This is a genomic window from Pseudomonas sp. D4002 (genome assembly GCF_013385665.1).
GTDB lineage: Bacteria > Pseudomonadota > Gammaproteobacteria > Pseudomonadales > Pseudomonadaceae > Aquipseudomonas.
The window spans coordinates 193,551-208,717 of record NZ_JACAPN010000024.1 but is presented as its reverse complement, the minus strand read 5'-3'; the positions used below and the strand labels follow the sequence as shown (position 1 = coordinate 208,717).

The window sequence follows — 15,167 nt, the reverse complement described above, 5'->3', positions numbered from 1 at the left end:
CAAGGAAAAATGTCAGCGGCCATTGGCCCGCCGGAAAAGTTAGATCAATGTTTTGCCATGGCGCACGAACGTCGGTTTGACCACCCGAACCGGGTACCACTTGCCGCGGATTTCCACCTCGGCCCGGTCAGCAGTCGCCGACGGCACACGCGCCAGGGCAATGGATTTGCTTAGCGTAGGAGAGAAACTACCACTGGTGATCTCTCCTTCGCCAACATTGGCGATACGAACCACCTGGTGAGCGCGTAAAACCCCGCGCTCTTCCAGCACCAGGCCGACCAGCTTGGACTTCACACCCGCAGCCTTTTCGGCTTCCAGGGCGGCGCGGCCGATGAAATCCCGCTCGGCCGGCTCCCAGGCGATGCTCCAGGCCATGTTGGCTGCCAGGGGCGAAACGTCCTGATGAATATCCTGACCGTAGAGGTTCATGCCGGCCTCAAGGCGCAGCGTGTCGCGGGCGCCGAGGCCGATAGGCGAAATGCCTGCGCCTACCAGGTCGTTGAAGAACGCCGGGGCCTGATCGGCCGGCAGGACAATTTCAAGACCGTCTTCGCCGGTGTAACCGGTGCGCGCGATAAACCAGTCGCCGTCAGCCAGGCCTTCAAAGGGCTTGAGCTGATGGATCAGGGTGGCGCGGGACTGGGTCACCAGTTCAGCGATCTTTTGCCGGGCATGGGGGCCTTGAATGGCGAGCATGGCCAATTCGGGCCGCTCGCGGAGCTGGGCCTGATAGCTGCCGAGCCGAGCCTGCATCCAGGCCATGTCCTGGTCACGGGTGGCAGCGTTGACCACCAGCCGGTAACCGCCCTCGGTACGGTAGACGATCATGTCGTCCACCACACCGCCCTGCTCGTTGAGCATGGCGCTGTATAACGCGCGGCCGCAGCCGTGCAATCGGTCAACATCATTGGCCAGCAAATGCTGGAGCCATTCCTTGGCCTGGGGGCCTGTGATATCGATCACGGTCATATGGGATACATCGAACACCCCGCAGTCGCGTCGCACCTGATGGTGCTCCTCAACCTGCGAGCCGTAGTGCAAAGGCATATCCCAACCGCCAAAATCGACCATTTTCGCGCCAAGGGCGAGATGCAGGTCATACAGAGGCGTGCGCTGTCCCATGGGTTTCTCCTTCCGGGCGTGGCGAAGGTGCGGACGGTCGCCGTTCGGGCCGCACGCCTTGAAATACAAGGCCTGTAGCCGCGTTCAGCAACCCGATCTGAAAGATCGACCGCACCGAATGCCGCGCATTGTAGCCTCAAGCCGTAGGACTGGCACCTAACCGATTCGTCGCGCCGAACGTCGGATCAACCCGATGACCGGTAACAGCCCCACCAATACCAGGGTCAGGGCCGGCAGCGAAGCCCGCGCCCACTCCCCTTCGCTGGTCATCTCGAAAATCCGCACCGCCAGCGTGTCCCAGCCGAACGGGCGCATCAGCAGGGTCGCCGGCATTTCCTTGAGCACATCGACAAACACCAGCAGCGCCGCGCTCAGGGTGCCCGGCAGCAAAAGTGGCAGATACACTTTGCAAAACAGTCGCGGCCCGCTGACCCCAAGACTGCGGGCGGCTTCCGGCAAGGACGGACGGATTCGCGCCAGGCTGTTTTCCAGCGGCCCGTAGGCCACCGCAATGAAGCGCACCAGATACGCCAGCAGCAAGGCCGACAAACTGCCCAGTAACAGCGGTTTGCCGGCGCCCCCCAGCCAGCCGGAGACCGGGATCACCAGTTCACGATCCAGGTAGCTGAACGCCAGCATGATCGACACCGCCAGTACCGAGCCGGGCAGCGCGTAGCCTACGTTGGCCAGGCTGATGCCGGAGCGGATGGCCCGGGTGGGCGCCAGGCGATGGGCGAACGCCAGCACCAGGGCCACGCTGACGGTGATCAGGGCAGCCATACCGCCCAGGTACAGGGTATGGACGATCAAACCGGCGTAGCGCTCGTCCAGGTCGAAACGGCCACGCTGCCAGAACCAGGCCACCAGTTGCAGCATCGGGATCACGAACGCGCAGGCGAACACCAATCCGCACCAACCGCTGGCCAACGCCGCCTTGAACCCGCGCAGATGGTAAAGCGCCTTGCCGCGAGGTCGCTCGTTGCTCGGCCGGCTGGCGCCCCGGGCACGGCGTTCGCCGTACAGCACCAGCATCACCACCAACAGCAACAGGCTGGCCAGTTGCGCGGCACTGGAGAGGCTGAAAAAGCCGTACCAGGTCTTGTAGATGGCGGTGGTAAAGGTGTCGAAGTTGAACACCGAGACGGCACCGAAATCCGCCAGGGTTTCCATCAACGCGAGGGCCACGCCCGCACCGATGGCGGGACGCGCCATGGGCAGGGCCACCCGCCAGAACGCTTGCCACGGCGACTGCCCCAAGACACGCGCCGCTTCCATCAGGCCTTTGCCCTGGGCGAGAAACGCGGTGCGCGCCAGCAGATAAACGTAGGGGTAGAACACCAGCACCAGCACGATGATCACACCGCTGGTCGAGCGCACACGCGGCAGGCGCAGGCCTGTACCAAACCATTCGCGCAGCAGGGTTTGCACCGGGCCGGAGAAATCCAGCAGGCCGACGAAGACGAAGGCGAGCACATAGGCGGGAATCGCGAAGGGCAGCATCAACGCCCAGTCCAGCCAGCGCCGGCCGGGGAATTCGCAGAGGCTGGTCAGCCAGGCCAGGCTGACGCCCAGCAGCGTAACGCCCACACCGACGCCCAGCACCAGGGTCAAGGTGTTGCCCAGCAGACGTGGCATCTGGGTTTCCCACAGGTGGGACCAGATTTGATGGTCGATGGTCTGCCACGACAGCAACAGCACGCTCAACGGCAGCAGCACCAGGGCGGCGACGGTGAAGACCGGCAGGTACCAGCGGCGTTGGGCGGGATGGGCCAAAGGTTAATTCTCAGAGAATGAATAGCTTGAAGCCAGCGCTAACCAATGTGGGAGCGGGCTTGTGTGGGAGCGGGCTTGCTCGCGAAAGCGGCGTGTCAGTCAACGCATATGTGACTGATACACCCTCTTCGCGAGCAAGCCCGCTCCCACACAAGCCCGCCCCCACATTTAGATCGGCGGCGCCTTGCAAATTGTATCTAGTTCCAGCCCGCGCGATCCATCAAGCGAATAGCCTCAGCCTGACGCTTGCCCGCCACTTCCACCGGCAATGTGTCAGCTACAAACTTGCCCCAGGTCGCGACTTCAGCCGACGGCGGCACCGCCGGGTTGGCCGGGAATTCCTGGTTCACATCCGCAAAGATCTTCTGCGCTTCCGGCGTGGTCATCCACTCCACCAGCGCCTTGGCTGCTTCCGGGTGCGGCGCATGCTTGGTCAGGCCGATGCCCGACAGGTTGACGTGCACCCCGCGGTCGCCCTGGTTCGGCCAGAACAACTTCACCGCCAGGTCCGGCTTCTGCTTGTGCAGGCGGCCGTAGTAGTAGGTGTTCACGATGCCCACGTCACACTGCCCGGCGTTGATCGCTTCCAGCACGGCAATGTCATCGGAGAACACGTCGGTGGACAGGTTGTTGACCCAGCCCTTGACGATTTCCTCGGTCTTGGCCGCGCCGTGGGTTTCGATCAGGGTGGCGGTCAGCGACTGGTTGTAGACCTTCTTCGCGGTGCGCAGGCACAGGCGGCCTTCCCACTGTTTGTCGGCCAGGGCTTCGTAGGTGGTCAGGTCGCCCGGTTTCACGCGATCGGTGGAGTAGGCGATGGTCCGCGCTCGCAGGCTCAGGCCGGTCCAGGCATGGGCCGAAGAACGGTATTGAAGGGGAATATTCTTGTCGATCACCGCAGAGGTGAACGGCTGCAGGATGCCCATCTGCTCGGCCTGCCAGAGGTTGCCGGCGTCGACGGTGAGCAGCAGGTCGGCGGTGGCGTTTTCACCTTCGGCCTTGATGCGCTGCATCAGCGGCGCTTCCTTGTCGGTGATGAACTTCACCTGCACGCCGGTCTTCCTGGTGTAGGCGTCGAACACCGGCTTGATCAGTTCGTCGATGCGCGAGGAGTAGACCACGACCTCATCGGCCGCCTGCACGGTGGTGCTGCCGATAAGAGTGAGTGCCAGGGCAGTCAGGAGGCGCTTGGGTGCCAACATGGGTGCGGTCTCTCATTTGCAAAAAGAGCGCAAATGATAAGGACTCACATTTGGTAACGCTCAACGGAGCCGTTACCAGATGTTGCACAGCACCCTCAGGCCTTGGCCAGCTCCGGCAAATCCCCGGTCAAACCCAATGCCTGACGCACAAACAACGCCTTGGCCTCCGGCATCTGCTCAACCACCTTCAGCCCTGCATTACGCAGCCAGCGCAACGGCAGTTGATCGGCCTGGAACAACCGCTCAAAGCCTTCCATCGCCGCCATCAGCGCCAGGTTGTGCGGCATGCGCCGACGCTCGTAACGGCTGAGCACCTTCACATCCGCCAGGCGCTCGCCGCGCTCGTTGGCCGCCAGCAGGACCTCGGCCAGCACGGCCGCATCGAGGAAGCCCAGGTTCACACCCTGCCCCGCCAGCGGATGAATGACGTGGGCCGCGTCGCCAATCAATGCCAGGCCTTCGGCCACGTAACGTTTGGCGTGGCGCTGACGCAACGGCACGCACAGCCGTGGATCGGCGCTTATCACGCTGCCCAGGCGGCCTTCGAAGGCATTTTCCAGTTCACGGCAGAAGCTTTCATCGTCCAGCGCCATCAAGCGCTCGGACTCACTCGGGGTGGTCGACCAGACAATCGAACACCAGTCTTCCTGCCCGTCCCGCACCAGCGGCAGGAACGCCAGCGGGCCATTGTCGGTAAAACGCTGCCAGGCCGTCTTTTGATGCACCTGGCTGCTGCGCACACTGGTGACGATGGCGTTGTGCAAATAATCCCACTCACGGGTAGCGGTGCCGGTCAGGCGACGTACTGCCGAGTTGGCGCCGTCCGCCGCGACCACCAGTGGCGCGCGCAAGGTGCGGCCATCGGCGAGGGTCAGCAGCCAGTCATCGCCGGAGCGGCGCATCTGTTCCAGGCGAGCATTGGCCAGCAGGCCGAGGTCGCAGTCGTGCAGGCGGTCGAGCAAGGCGTCCTGGACCACACGGTTTTCGACGATATGCCCCAGCACCTCGGCATGCACGCTGGCCGCCGAGAAGTGGATCTGCCCGGTGCCGCTGCCGTCCCACACCTGCATCTCGCCGTACGGGCTGGCACGTCGTTCGACAATCCCGTCCCACACGCCAAGGCGCTCGAGGATGCGCTGGCTGGCGGCCGACAAGGCGCTCACCCGCGGTTCGAACGCAGCATGAGGGTCGAACGGCTTGACGCTCAGCGGGCTGCCGTCGAGCAGCAGCACCTGCAGGCCACTGCCCTGCAACGCCAGCGCCAGGGCGCTTCCGACCATTCCGGCCCCGACAATCAGCACATCTGCGCGCATGTCCATGCTTTAAGCCTGTCTCGATTGCAGCTTGCGCCGCACGTAAAGGGTTTTGTCGACCCGCGCCACCAGGGTGCCGGAGCCGTCATGAATCTGTACCTTGAGCTGCGGTAAATACTTGTCGCCGCTGGCGGTGTGCTGGCGAATCTCGTCCAGCAACGCTTGGTCGATGGAAAATTCGGCGAACACCGGGCCTTTGCCCGGCGAGATAAAGTCGATAGCGGCAGCCTTGTCCCAGACAATGTAGTCGCGGCCCAGGTTCTCCATCAGCATCAGCATGTAGAACGGGTCGACCATCGAATACAGGCTGCCGCCAAACTGCGTGCCGACGTAGTTGCGGTTGTACCAGCCCAGGCCCATGCGCACCTTGACCTCGCGGAAATCGCTGCCGATGTGCAACACCCGAACTCCGGCCCCGAGGTACGGCGGGTACAGGGTCATGATCCAGCGCAACAGCCGCGCCTTGCCCAGGCGTCGGGTCAGCCACTCACGCATCGGGACGGGTACCCAGGCCCATGGCCTGGCGCGCGAACCAGCGCTTGGCCGGCGGCAGCAAGTCGAGGCCCAGCAAGCCCATGTTGCGGCCCAGCGCGACCAACGGTTGCGCACTGCCAAACAGGCGGGTGACCTGATCGGAGAAGCCGACGGTGAGTTTCTGGTCCATGCGCTGACGCTCGCGGTACGCCTGCAGTGTCGCCAGGTCGCCCGGAATCGCCGGCCCGGCCAGCAGCGCCTCGGCCAACGCGTAGGCATCCCGCAGGGACAGGTTGAAGCCCTGACCGGCAATCGGGTGCAGGCTGTGGGCGGCATTGCCAAGTACGGCCAGATGAGAGCGCACTTGTTCTTCCGCTTCCACGAGCGTCAGCGGGTACAGGTGGCGCGCACCGACTTGCTTGAGGGTGCCCAGGCGGTAGCCGAACACGCCCTGCAGTTCACTCAGGAAGCTGCGTTCGTCCAGCTCGGCCAGGCGCTTGGCGTCCATGCCGATGCGGGTCCAGACCAGCGCGCAACGGTTGTCCGGCAACGGCAGCAAGGCCATCGGGCCTTCGTCGGTGAACCGCTCGAACGCCTCGCCGTTGTGGGCCTCGCTTGGGGTGATGTTGGCGATCAGCGCGCTCTGGTTGTACGGCCGCTTTTTAACGCCGATGCCCAGTTGCTCGCGCAAACCTGAGCGACCGCCATCGGCCAGCACCGCGAGGTCGCACTCCAGCACGGTTTCGTCATTGAGGGTCAGGCGATAGCCATCGGCAAGCGGCTCCATGCGCGTAACTTCCGCCGGGCAACGCCAACTGACCACGTCCTTGTCCAGCCCTTGCCACAGGCATTGGCCCAGCCAGGCGTTTTCCACCACATAGCCAAGCGCCGGCACACCCTCTTCCATGGCGGATAGGCGCGCGGTAGAGAAGCGGCCACGGTCCGACACATGAATCTGTTTGATCGGCTCGGCGCGGCGAGAGATTTCCTGCCACACGCCCAACCGTTGATAGATCTGCCGCGCGCCAAAGGACAGCGCTGAAGAACGCGCGTCATAGCTCGGCTGGTAGCTGTCGCCGGGGGCAAACGGCTCGATCAGCACGATCTTCCAGCCCCGGGCCTTGGCTCCGGCCTGCAAGGCCAATGCGAGGCTGGCACCCACCAGGCCGCCGCCGATAATCGCCAGGTTGACCCGGCTCATCGGGCGCTCGCCATCAATGCTTCGATCTCGGCGACGGACTTGGGCACGCCACCGGTCAGAATTTCACAGCCTTGCTTGGTCACCACCACGTCGTCCTCGATGCGTACGCCAATGCCACGCCATTTCTTCGCCACGTTCTGGTTGTCCGGCGAGATGTAAATCCCCGGCTCCACGGTCAGTGCCATGCCGACTTCCAGCACCCGCCACTCGCCGCCGACCTTGTATTCGCCGACATCGTGCACATCCATCCCCAGCCAGTGGCCGGCGCGGTGCATGTAGAAGGCTTTATAGGCTTCACTGGCGATCAGTTCGTCGACATCACCCTGCAACAATCCCAGCTTCACCAGCCCGGCAGTGATCACTTGCACCGTCGCCTCGTGGGCCTGGTTCCAATGCTTGTTCGGGGCGATTTCAGCAAAGGCGGCCTCCTGGGAAGCCAGCACGATTTCATAAATCGCCTTCTGCTCGGCGGAAAACTTGCCGCTCACCGGCCAGGTGCGGGTGATGTCGCTGGCGTAGCAGTCGATCTCGCAACCGGCGTCGATCAGCACCAGGTCACCATCCTTGAGCAGCGCGTCATTCTGCTGGTAATGCAGGATGCAGCTGTTGCGCCCCGAGGCGACGATGGAACCATAGGCCGGCATCTTCGCCCCGCCCTTGCGAAACTCGTAGTCGAGCTCCGCTTCCAGGCTGAACTCATGCAACCCGGCGCGGCTGGCCTGCATCGCCCGTACATGGGCCGCGCAGGAAATCCGTGCCGCCTCGCGCATCACCTTCACTTCTGCCGCCGATTTATACAGGCGCATGTCGTGAAGCAGATGATCCAGGGCAACAAATTCGTTCGGTGGCTGGGCGCCGAGGTGCGCTTTGGAGCGGATCACGTTGATCCACTCCATCAGGTGCCGGTCGAATTCGGCATTGCTGCCCATGGCCGAATACACCCGGTCACGGCCTTCGATCAGGCCGGGCAGGATGTCGTCGATATCGGTAATCGGGAACGCATCGTCGGCGCCGAACTCGCGAATCGCGCCTTCGGTGCCGGCCCGCAGGCCGTCCCACAGTTCGCGCTCGGCGTTGCGTTCGCGGCAGAACAGCACGTACTCGCCGTGCTGGCGGCCGGGCATCAGCACAATCACCGCTTCCGGTTCGGGGAAGCCGCTCAGGTACTGGAAGTCGCTGTCCTGGCGGTAGACGTGCTCGACGTCACGGTTGCGGATGGCTACCGCGGCCGCCGGCAGGATGGCGATGCTGTTGGGTTCCATCTGCGCCATGAGCGCCTTGCGGCGCCGGGTGTATTCCGCTTTGGGGATATGGATCATGGGCAGATGGGCTTCCTTTCTTAGTGCAGCGACGGCTTGGGTGCAGCGGGCTCAGCCGATTTACGGGTCTCGGTGAACAGCAGCAGCGGCGCGACGCGCAGGTATTCCATGACTTCCATGTAGTCGCTTTCGCCGTCTTCGGACTCTTCCAGGGCGTCTTGCACCTGGGAGATGGCGGCCAGGTCCTGCAGCACTTCCTGGGCATCGGTGCTCAGGTCGAGGCCGCCGGCGTTCACGCCGAAACCGTGGAGGAAGCCTTGGCACCATTGACCCAACGCGGCGGCGCGCTCGGTGAGCGGCGCGTCATCGGTAGGCAGCAGCAGGACGACGGTGACGTCATCACCGGTCAGCTCGCCTTTAACCATCTCTTGCAGGCCGATGAGCGCATTGCGCACGTTTTCGGTAGGCTCGGTTTCCAGCAGCTCGGCGACGTCGGCCAGCCAGTTGTCGGCATCAAAGCCGACACCGGTGCAACTGCGGCCCAGCAGCACGCCGTGCAGTTCGGCAGGCGAGCAAGGATGACCGCTGGAACTCAGCAGTTTGGAAAAAGCATCGTACGGGGAGTTCTGAATGGGCATGGTGAGCTAGGCGCCAGACGGCGCAATGTCTAGAATGAAGCGCTGTATCCTAGCATCGGCAGACGTACCAAGACTATCGAGGGCGTCAGATCGTTTATCCAGCAGTTGCCATTCATCAGACAAAATCCAGTGGAACCCAATGGAAGACACCGACCTGCAAGCGCTGATGGCCAGACTCGAGCTGCTAATTAACCGGGTCGAGCAACTTAAGAGCCAAAACGGACTCCTATTAGCTCAGGAAAAGACCTGGCGCGAGGAACGCGCTCACCTCATTGAAAAAAACGAAATCGCCCGGCGTAAGGTCGAATCGATGATTTCGCGCCTGAAGGCCCTGGAGCAAGACTCATGAGTTCAAGCAATAGCGTCACCGTGCAGATTCTCGACAAAGAATATTCGATCATCTGCCCCCAGGAAGAACGCAGCAACCTGGTGAGCGCTGCCCGCTACCTGGACGGCAAGATGCGCGAAATCCGCAGCAGCGGCAAAGTCATCGGCGCCGATCGCATCGCCGTGATGGCCGCCCTGAACATTACCCACGATCTGCTGCATAAGCAGGAACGGCCTGACGTGCAGGCCAGCGGCTCGACGCGCGAGCAGGTGCGCGACCTGCTGGAGCGGGTCGATCTGGTACTTTCTACCGATCCAGAGCCACCCAAGGGCTGATTGCGGCGTCGGTTTCGGGTATACTCGCCCCACTCCCTGGCGTGCTTGCCAGTCGGCGATGTCCCTGAGCCGATTCGCACTACCCTGGAAGTTACACGTTGGGCTGGTGTGCATGTCCGCTAGACGGAAAGCCTTAAAGCCTACTGTTTCTTCCACCTTGAACTTTCGGGTTCAAGGGCTAAGTCGACAGCGGTTCTGTCGGGGAGCCTGATTCCCAAATCCAATGCCAGTCCCAGGACTGGCATTGTTTTATGAGCCGAAAACCATGACCGAACCTGCGCCGCTTTCACGCCCGCAACTTCGACGCATGCTGCGCAAAGCCCGCCGCGCCCTGACGCCAAGCGAGCAACGCCAGGCCGCCCTGGGCCTGTATCGGCAACTGGCACAGCACCCGCTGTTTCGCCGGGCCAAACACCTATCCTTATATCTACCGACGGACGGTGAAATCGACCCGCGCCTGCTGCTGCGCGCTGCACAGCGCCAGGGCAAGGCGACGTACCTGCCGGTGCTCAGTGCATGGCCGCGAACCAAGATGGTGTTCCAGCGAGTGCGCCCCGGCGAAAAGCTGAGGCCCAACCGTTTTCGCATCCTCGAGCCCCAGGTAAATGCCAGCCGGCAACGCAAGGTCTGGGCGCTGGACCTGGTGCTGCTGCCACTGGTTGGCTTTGATGATGTGGGCGGACGGTTGGGCATGGGCGGCGGGTTTTATGACCGCAGCCTGGCCTACATGGCCCGCCGGAAATCCTGGCGCAAGCCGACGCTGTTGGGCCTGGCCCATGAATGCCAGAAGGTCGAACGATTGGCACAGGCAAGCTGGGATGTACCGCTTGAGGGCACAGTCACCGATAAGGATTGGTATATAGCAGAGACGCTACTGGAATCAGCAGCGCCTTGAAGACGGGTCAGCGTTTGAACGGTTGCGGCTGTTGCTGTGCGAGTTCAATCGGTGCGTCAGTCTTGTTCGACCACAAGCTCTGCGCATAGCCGGTGGTCACAACGCCCAGGCCGAACAAAATAACCAAAATCCATAGTAAATCCGGTTTGCGTTTCATCGATTGCCCCCCTTCAGGCATCTTGCACACGATGACAGCAACGTTCCATTAGTAGTCCGTGCCAGCTGCGTCAAGCTCAAAACCCCGGCATTCTGCGTTAACGTGAACCAACACGCAAACCTTGACGCCAACCGACTGTCGGTTTGTCATAAAATTGCAGGACAACTTTCCCAATCGACTTTTGAGGAGCGAAAACATGGCCTACTGGCTGATGAAATCCGAGCCTGATGAACTGTCCATCAAGGGCCTGGAAAAGCTCGGCGAGGCCCGGTGGGACGGGGTGCGCAACTACCAGGCGCGGAACTTCCTGCGGGCGATGGCGGTGGGTGACCAGTTCTTCTTCTACCACTCCAGCTGCCCGGAACCGGGGATTGCCGGCATCGGTAAAATCGTCGAGGCAGCCTACCCGGACCCGACCGCGCTGGAGCCCGACAGTCATTATTTCGACGCCAAGGCCAGCCCTGAAAAAAACCCGTGGAGCGCGATCAATGTTGCCCACGTCGAGACCTTTGCGAAGGTCCTGGGGCTGGGCTATCTGAAACAGCAAACCGCCCTCGCCGAGTTGCCCCTGGTGCAAAAAGGCAGCCGCCTTTCGGTGATGCCGGTCACCGCCGAGCAATGGGCCGCCGTACTCGGCCTGCGCTGAAACAGCAGAACCCTGCGGTCACGCCCATGGCGCATGCATCTGCGCGCCAACCGGGTTAGGCTGGCGCTTCATTTGACCCGCATCAAGGGCCTCCGGGCAGGATCGGTCAAACTAGGACGCTAACGCCGCAGGATGCACCCATGTCGACGAACCACCGTACCTCCCATCTTTTCGCCATTCCATTGATTGTCTTGCTGCTGGCCGCCGGCGGCTTCGGCTATTGGCAATCCACCCAGGACCGCCTGCCCGAAGGCTTGAGCATGGGCAATGGCCGGCTGGAATCGACTGAAGTGCAGATCGCCGCCAAGATCCCCGGGCGCCTCGCCGAAGTGCGGGTGGACGAAGGCGACAAGGTGCTCAAGGGCCAACTGCTGGCGCGCATGGACACCCGCACCCTGGAAGCCCAACGCGCCCAGGCCGAAGCCGAAGTGCTGCGGGCCAGGGAGAATTTCGCTGCTGCCGAAGCCAATGTGCAACTGCGCCGGAGCGAACAACTGCTGGCCAGCCAGGAACTCAAGCGCACCCAGGAGCTGTACAAGCGCGGCTTCGCCAGCGGCCAGCTGATCGACCAGCAGCAGGCCCGGCAAAACACCGGCAACGCTGCCGTGGTCGCCGCCCAGGCCCAGGTCAATTCGGTAAAGGCCGCCATCGGCGCCGCCCAGGCTCAGGTCGCCCAGCTCACCAGTGAAATCGAAGACAGCAGCCTGCGGGCGCCTATCGACGGCATCATCCAGCTGCGCCTGGCCGAACCCGGCGAAGTGCTCGGCGCGGGTGGCCGCGTGTTGCTGCTGATCGACCCCAACGACCAATACATGAACCTGTATCTGCCCGCTTCGGTAACCGGCGCCCTGACCGTCGGCAGTGAGGCGCGGATCGTCCTCGACGCCCTGCCGAAGCAACCGCTGCCGGCGAAAATCAGCTTCGTCGCCGCCAAATCGCAGTTCACCCCCAAGGAAGTGGAAACCCGCGATGAACGCCAGAAGCTGGTGTTCCGGGTCAAGCTGCGCCTGACCCAACCAAGCGCCGTGCCCCAAGCCAAACCGGGCATGCCCGGCGCCGGCTATGTGAGCACCGCTGACCTGGACTGGCCGGCCAACCTGCAATGAGCGGCCTGGCGCTGCACGCCACGGGGATCAACCATCGCTACGGCAAGCAACAGGCGCTGATCGACATCGCCTTCAGCCTGCCTGCCGGCACACGCTGCGGCCTGATCGGCCCGGACGGCGCCGGCAAGTCGAGCCTGCTGGGCTTGATCGCCGGGGTCAAAAAGATTCAACAAGGCGAACTGCAAGTACTCGGCGGCTCCATCGAAGACCGCCGCCACCGCAACAGCCTGTACCCGCGCATCGCCTTTATGCCCCAGGGCCTGGGCGGCAACCTGTACCCCGAGCTGTCCATCAGCGAAAACATCCGGTTCTTTGCCACGCTGTTCGGCCTGTCAAAAGCCGATTGCGACCAGCGCATGCACAACCTGCTGCTGGCCACCGACCTCGCACGCTTCGCCGAGCGCCCCGCCGGCAAGCTCTCCGGCGGCATGAAGCAGAAGCTCGGCCTGTGCTGTGCGCTGATCCACGACCCGGACCTGTTGATCCTCGACGAACCCACCACCGGGGTCGACCCATTGTCCCGTCGGCGCTTCTGGGAACTGGTGGAAACCGTACGCAGCGAACGCCCGCAGCTCACACTGCTGGTGGCCACCGCCTACATGGAAGAAGCCCAGCAGTTCGAGCATTGCCTGATGCTCGACCGCGGCAAGCTGATCGCCGACGGCCTGAGCAGCGAACTGGCCGCCGCGACGCCCAGCGGCAAACTGGATGAAGCCTTCACCCATTTCCAGGGCGACAGCGCCCATAACAACGACCCCCTGGTGATTCCGCCACGGCAAAGCGACAACACCGACATCGCCATCGAAGCCCACGACCTGACCCTGCGCTTCGGCGACTTCACGGCAGTCAACAAGGTCAGCTTCGCGATTGGCCGGGGCGAGATCTTTGGTTTCCTCGGCTCCAACGGCTGCGGCAAGACCACCACCATGAAAGTCCTCACCGGGTTGATGCCCGCCACCGAGGGCACCGCCACGCTGCTGGGCAACCCGGTCAACGCCAAGGACCTGGCCACCCGCAAGCGCGTGGGTTTCATGTCGCAAAGCTTCTCGCTGTACGGCGAACTCAGCGTGCGCCAGAACCTGGTGCTGCATGCGCAGTTGTTCGACCTGCCCAAGGCCGAGAGCGGCCAGCGCATCGACGAGTTGATCAAGCGTTTTGACCTGGGCGACGTTGCCGAGCAGCCGTCCGGCGAGTTGCCGCTGGGCCTGCGCCAGCGCTTGTCCCTGGCGGTGGCGGTGCTGCACCGCCCGGAAGTGCTGATCCTCGATGAGCCGACCTCGGGCGTCGACCCGGCCGCGCGGGATGACTTCTGGCGGCTGCTGATCGAACTGTCCCGGGAACAGGGCGTGACGATCTTCCTGTCCACCCACTTCATGAACGAAGCCCAGCGCTGCGACCGCATCTCGCTGATGCACGCGGGCAAGGTGCTGGCCTGCGACACGCCGGACGCGCTGCAACAGCAGTTCCACGGCGAAACCCTGGAAGCGGCGTTCGTCACCTGCCTGGAACAGGCCCAAGGCGCGCCCGAAGCGACCACCGCGCCCTCCGAAACCGTCAGCGAACCCATGGCCCCACCCGTCAGCAAACGCGGGTTCAGCGTCGCCCGCCTGTTGGCCGTCGCCAGCCGCGAAGGCAAGGAACTGCTGCGGGACAAAGTGCGCATGGCCTTCGCCCTGTTGGGGGCGATTTTCATGATGGTGATCTTCGGCTACGGCATTTCCCTGGACGTGGAGAAACTCGCCTTCGCCGTCTACGACCAGGATCAGACGCCGCAAAGCCGGGCCTACTTGGAAGCCTTTCGCAGTTCGCGCTATTTCGCCGAACAGTCGCCGATCACTGACTCCAACGAACTGCACAAACGCCTGCAGCGCTCGGAGATCAAACTGGCGCTGGAGATTCCGCCAGGATTCGGCCGCGATCTCTACGCCGGCCGCCAACCCGCCGTGGCCGCCTGGCTCGATGGCGGCATGCCGTTCCGTGCGGAAACCAGCCGCAATTATGTCGAGGCCGTGCACCAGGCCAACCTCCAACAACTGGCCGAACTGAACAGCACACCACTGAATCAGCAAGCGGCCGCCAAACTGGAAACCCGCTTTCGCTACAACCAGGACGTGGTCAGCGTGAACGCTATCGGTCCCGGCGTGATGGCGCTGATCCTCGCGTTTATCCCGGCGATGCTCACGGCCCTGGGGATCGTGCGCGAGAAGGAACTGGGCTCCATCACCAACTTCTACGCCACACCCCTGACCCGCCTGGAATTCCTGTTGGGCAAGCAGGCGCCGTACCTGGCCGTGAGCCTGATCAACCTGGGCCTGCTGGTGGCGATGAACCGCTGGCTGTTCGGCGTGCCGTTCAAGGGCAGCGGCGTGACCCTGGCTTTCGGCGGCCTGCTGTATGTGCTGGCCACCACCAGCATGGGCCTGCTGATTTCCGCGTTCACCCGCACCCAGATCGCAGCGATCCTCGGCACCATGATCATCACCAGCCTGCCGACCATCCAGTTCTCCGGGCTGATCGTGCCGCGCTCGTCCCTGGAAGGCGCCGCCGCGTTGATGGGCATGTTGTTCCCGGCGGGCTACTTCCTCGACATTGCGGTGGGCACCTTTACCAAGGCCCTGGACCTGCGTCAGCTATGGCCACAGTGCCTGGCGCTGTTCGGGTTTTTCCTGGGGTTCACCGGGCTGAGCCTGATCATGCTCAAGAAGCAGGAGGCCTGAG

At 63.2% G+C, this 15,167-nt stretch carries 15 protein-coding genes and 1 other RNA gene; 7 read left to right on the top strand and 9 right to left on the bottom strand.

Going from position 1 to position 15,167, the window contains the following annotated elements; translation table 11 throughout:
• Positions 1 to 39 precede the first annotated feature (39 nt).
• From gcvT to HX824_RS18145, 8 genes are all read right to left on the bottom strand, one after another.
• Complete coding sequence (gene gcvT, locus HX824_RS18180) at positions 40 to 1,122, bottom strand: glycine cleavage system aminomethyltransferase GcvT (protein WP_003213938.1); 1,083 nt, start codon at positions 1,120 to 1,122, stop codon at positions 40 to 42.
• 156 nt (positions 1,123 to 1,278) lie between these two features.
• Positions 1,279 to 2,895 carry an iron ABC transporter permease gene (locus HX824_RS18175; RefSeq protein ID WP_003213940.1) on the bottom strand — a complete coding sequence of 539 codons (1,617 nt, stop codon included), beginning with the start codon at positions 2,893 to 2,895 and terminating at the stop codon, positions 1,279 to 1,281.
• 197 nt (positions 2,896 to 3,092) lie between these two features.
• The gene (locus tag HX824_RS18170) at positions 3,093 to 4,097 is read right to left on the bottom strand and encodes an extracellular solute-binding protein (protein ID WP_003213942.1); all 1,005 of its coding nucleotides are present in this window, start codon (positions 4,095 to 4,097) and stop codon (positions 3,093 to 3,095) included.
• Between the two features lie 95 nt (positions 4,098 to 4,192).
• Entirely contained in the window at positions 4,193 to 5,410 is a 1,218-nt protein-coding gene (locus tag HX824_RS18165) for a 2-octaprenyl-3-methyl-6-methoxy-1,4-benzoquinol hydroxylase (RefSeq protein WP_162835188.1), read from the bottom strand.
• A gap of 9 nt (positions 5,411 to 5,419) precedes the next feature.
• Positions 5,420 to 5,905, bottom strand: coding sequence for a DUF4442 domain-containing protein (locus HX824_RS18160; RefSeq protein ID WP_003213946.1), 486 nt, complete (start codon positions 5,903 to 5,905; stop codon positions 5,420 to 5,422).
• Complete coding sequence (gene ubiH / locus HX824_RS18155; protein ID WP_003213948.1) at positions 5,898 to 7,085, bottom strand: 2-octaprenyl-6-methoxyphenyl hydroxylase; 1,188 nt, start codon at positions 7,083 to 7,085, stop codon at positions 5,898 to 5,900. Before ubiH ends, HX824_RS18160 begins: the two co-directional genes overlap by 8 nt.
• Positions 7,082 to 8,404, bottom strand: a complete 1,323-nt coding sequence (gene pepP / locus HX824_RS18150; protein ID WP_177054901.1) for a Xaa-Pro aminopeptidase — start codon at positions 8,402 to 8,404, stop codon at positions 7,082 to 7,084. The genes ubiH and pepP overlap by 4 nt, the downstream gene beginning before the upstream one ends.
• Positions 8,405 to 8,424: 20 nt before the next feature.
• On the bottom strand, positions 8,425 to 8,982 hold the full coding sequence (locus HX824_RS18145) for a YecA family protein (RefSeq protein WP_003213952.1): 558 nt from the start codon (positions 8,980 to 8,982) through the stop codon (positions 8,425 to 8,427).
• A 139-nt stretch (positions 8,983 to 9,121) separates the two neighbouring features.
• Between HX824_RS18145 and HX824_RS18140 the strand changes: the two genes are divergently transcribed.
• From HX824_RS18140 to HX824_RS18125, 4 genes are all read left to right on the top strand, one after another.
• Positions 9,122 to 9,331 (top strand): TIGR02449 family protein, encoded by a 210-nt coding sequence (locus tag HX824_RS18140; protein WP_003213954.1) that lies wholly within the window; start codon positions 9,122 to 9,124, stop codon positions 9,329 to 9,331.
• Positions 9,328 to 9,645, top strand: a complete 318-nt coding sequence (locus tag HX824_RS18135) for a cell division protein ZapA (protein ID WP_003213956.1) — start codon at positions 9,328 to 9,330, stop codon at positions 9,643 to 9,645. Before HX824_RS18140 ends, HX824_RS18135 begins: the two co-directional genes overlap by 4 nt.
• Before the next feature lie 30 nt (positions 9,646 to 9,675).
• A non-coding RNA gene (ssrS, locus tag HX824_RS18130) (6S RNA) lies at positions 9,676 to 9,854 on the top strand.
• A 56-nt stretch (positions 9,855 to 9,910) separates the two neighbouring features.
• The gene (locus tag HX824_RS18125) at positions 9,911 to 10,540 is read left to right on the top strand and encodes a 5-formyltetrahydrofolate cyclo-ligase (RefSeq protein ID WP_177054900.1); all 630 of its coding nucleotides are present in this window, start codon (positions 9,911 to 9,913) and stop codon (positions 10,538 to 10,540) included.
• A 7-nt stretch (positions 10,541 to 10,547) separates the two neighbouring features.
• Here the strand turns inward: HX824_RS18125 and HX824_RS18120 are convergent, their stop codons facing one another.
• The gene (locus HX824_RS18120) at positions 10,548 to 10,697 is read right to left on the bottom strand and encodes a hypothetical protein (protein ID WP_003213959.1); all 150 of its coding nucleotides are present in this window, start codon (positions 10,695 to 10,697) and stop codon (positions 10,548 to 10,550) included.
• A gap of 196 nt (positions 10,698 to 10,893) precedes the next feature.
• On the opposite strand from HX824_RS18120, the gene HX824_RS18115 reads away from it, so the two are divergent.
• From HX824_RS18115 to rbbA, 3 genes are all read left to right on the top strand, one after another.
• Entirely contained in the window at positions 10,894 to 11,343 is a 450-nt protein-coding gene (locus HX824_RS18115; RefSeq protein WP_003213961.1) for an EVE domain-containing protein, read from the top strand.
• Positions 11,344 to 11,483: 140 nt separating this feature from the next.
• On the top strand, positions 11,484 to 12,449 hold the full coding sequence (locus HX824_RS18110) for an HlyD family secretion protein (RefSeq protein WP_177054899.1): 966 nt from the start codon (positions 11,484 to 11,486) through the stop codon (positions 12,447 to 12,449).
• Positions 12,446 to 15,166, top strand: a complete 2,721-nt coding sequence (gene rbbA, locus HX824_RS18105; RefSeq protein ID WP_177054898.1) for a ribosome-associated ATPase/putative transporter RbbA — start codon at positions 12,446 to 12,448, stop codon at positions 15,164 to 15,166. Before HX824_RS18110 ends, rbbA begins: the two co-directional genes overlap by 4 nt.
• Position 15,167: the final 1 nt, after the last annotated feature.

Excerpts from the sequence above, each read along its gene's own strand:
- HX824_RS18140 (WP_003213954.1), top strand. The coding sequence starts at position 9,122 with ATGGAAGACACCGACCTGCAAGCGCTGATGGCCAGACTCGAGCTGCTA.
- HX824_RS18115 (WP_003213961.1), top strand. The coding sequence starts at position 10,894 with ATGGCCTACTGGCTGATGAAATCCGAGCCTGATGAACTGTCCATCAAG.
- HX824_RS18125 (WP_177054900.1), top strand. The coding sequence starts at position 9,911 with ATGACCGAACCTGCGCCGCTTTCACGCCCGCAACTTCGACGCATGCTG.
- HX824_RS18110 (WP_177054899.1), top strand. The coding sequence starts at position 11,484 with ATGTCGACGAACCACCGTACCTCCCATCTTTTCGCCATTCCATTGATT.
- ubiH (WP_003213948.1), bottom strand. The coding sequence starts at position 7,085 with ATGAGCCGGGTCAACCTGGCGATTATCGGCGGCGGCCTGGTGGGTGCC.
- HX824_RS18160 (WP_003213946.1), bottom strand. The coding sequence starts at position 5,905 with ATGCGTGAGTGGCTGACCCGACGCCTGGGCAAGGCGCGGCTGTTGCGC.
- pepP (WP_177054901.1), bottom strand. The coding sequence starts at position 8,404 with ATGATCCATATCCCCAAAGCGGAATACACCCGGCGCCGCAAGGCGCTC.
- gcvT (WP_003213938.1), bottom strand. The coding sequence starts at position 1,122 with ATGGGACAGCGCACGCCTCTGTATGACCTGCATCTCGCCCTTGGCGCG.
- HX824_RS18135 (WP_003213956.1), top strand. The coding sequence starts at position 9,328 with ATGAGTTCAAGCAATAGCGTCACCGTGCAGATTCTCGACAAAGAATAT.
- rbbA (WP_177054898.1), top strand. The coding sequence starts at position 12,446 with ATGAGCGGCCTGGCGCTGCACGCCACGGGGATCAACCATCGCTACGGC.
- HX824_RS18145 (WP_003213952.1), bottom strand. The coding sequence starts at position 8,982 with ATGCCCATTCAGAACTCCCCGTACGATGCTTTTTCCAAACTGCTGAGT.
- HX824_RS18165 (WP_162835188.1), bottom strand. The coding sequence starts at position 5,410 with ATGCGCGCAGATGTGCTGATTGTCGGGGCCGGAATGGTCGGAAGCGCC.
- HX824_RS18120 (WP_003213959.1), bottom strand. The coding sequence starts at position 10,697 with ATGAAACGCAAACCGGATTTACTATGGATTTTGGTTATTTTGTTCGGC.
- HX824_RS18170 (WP_003213942.1), bottom strand. The coding sequence starts at position 4,097 with ATGTTGGCACCCAAGCGCCTCCTGACTGCCCTGGCACTCACTCTTATC.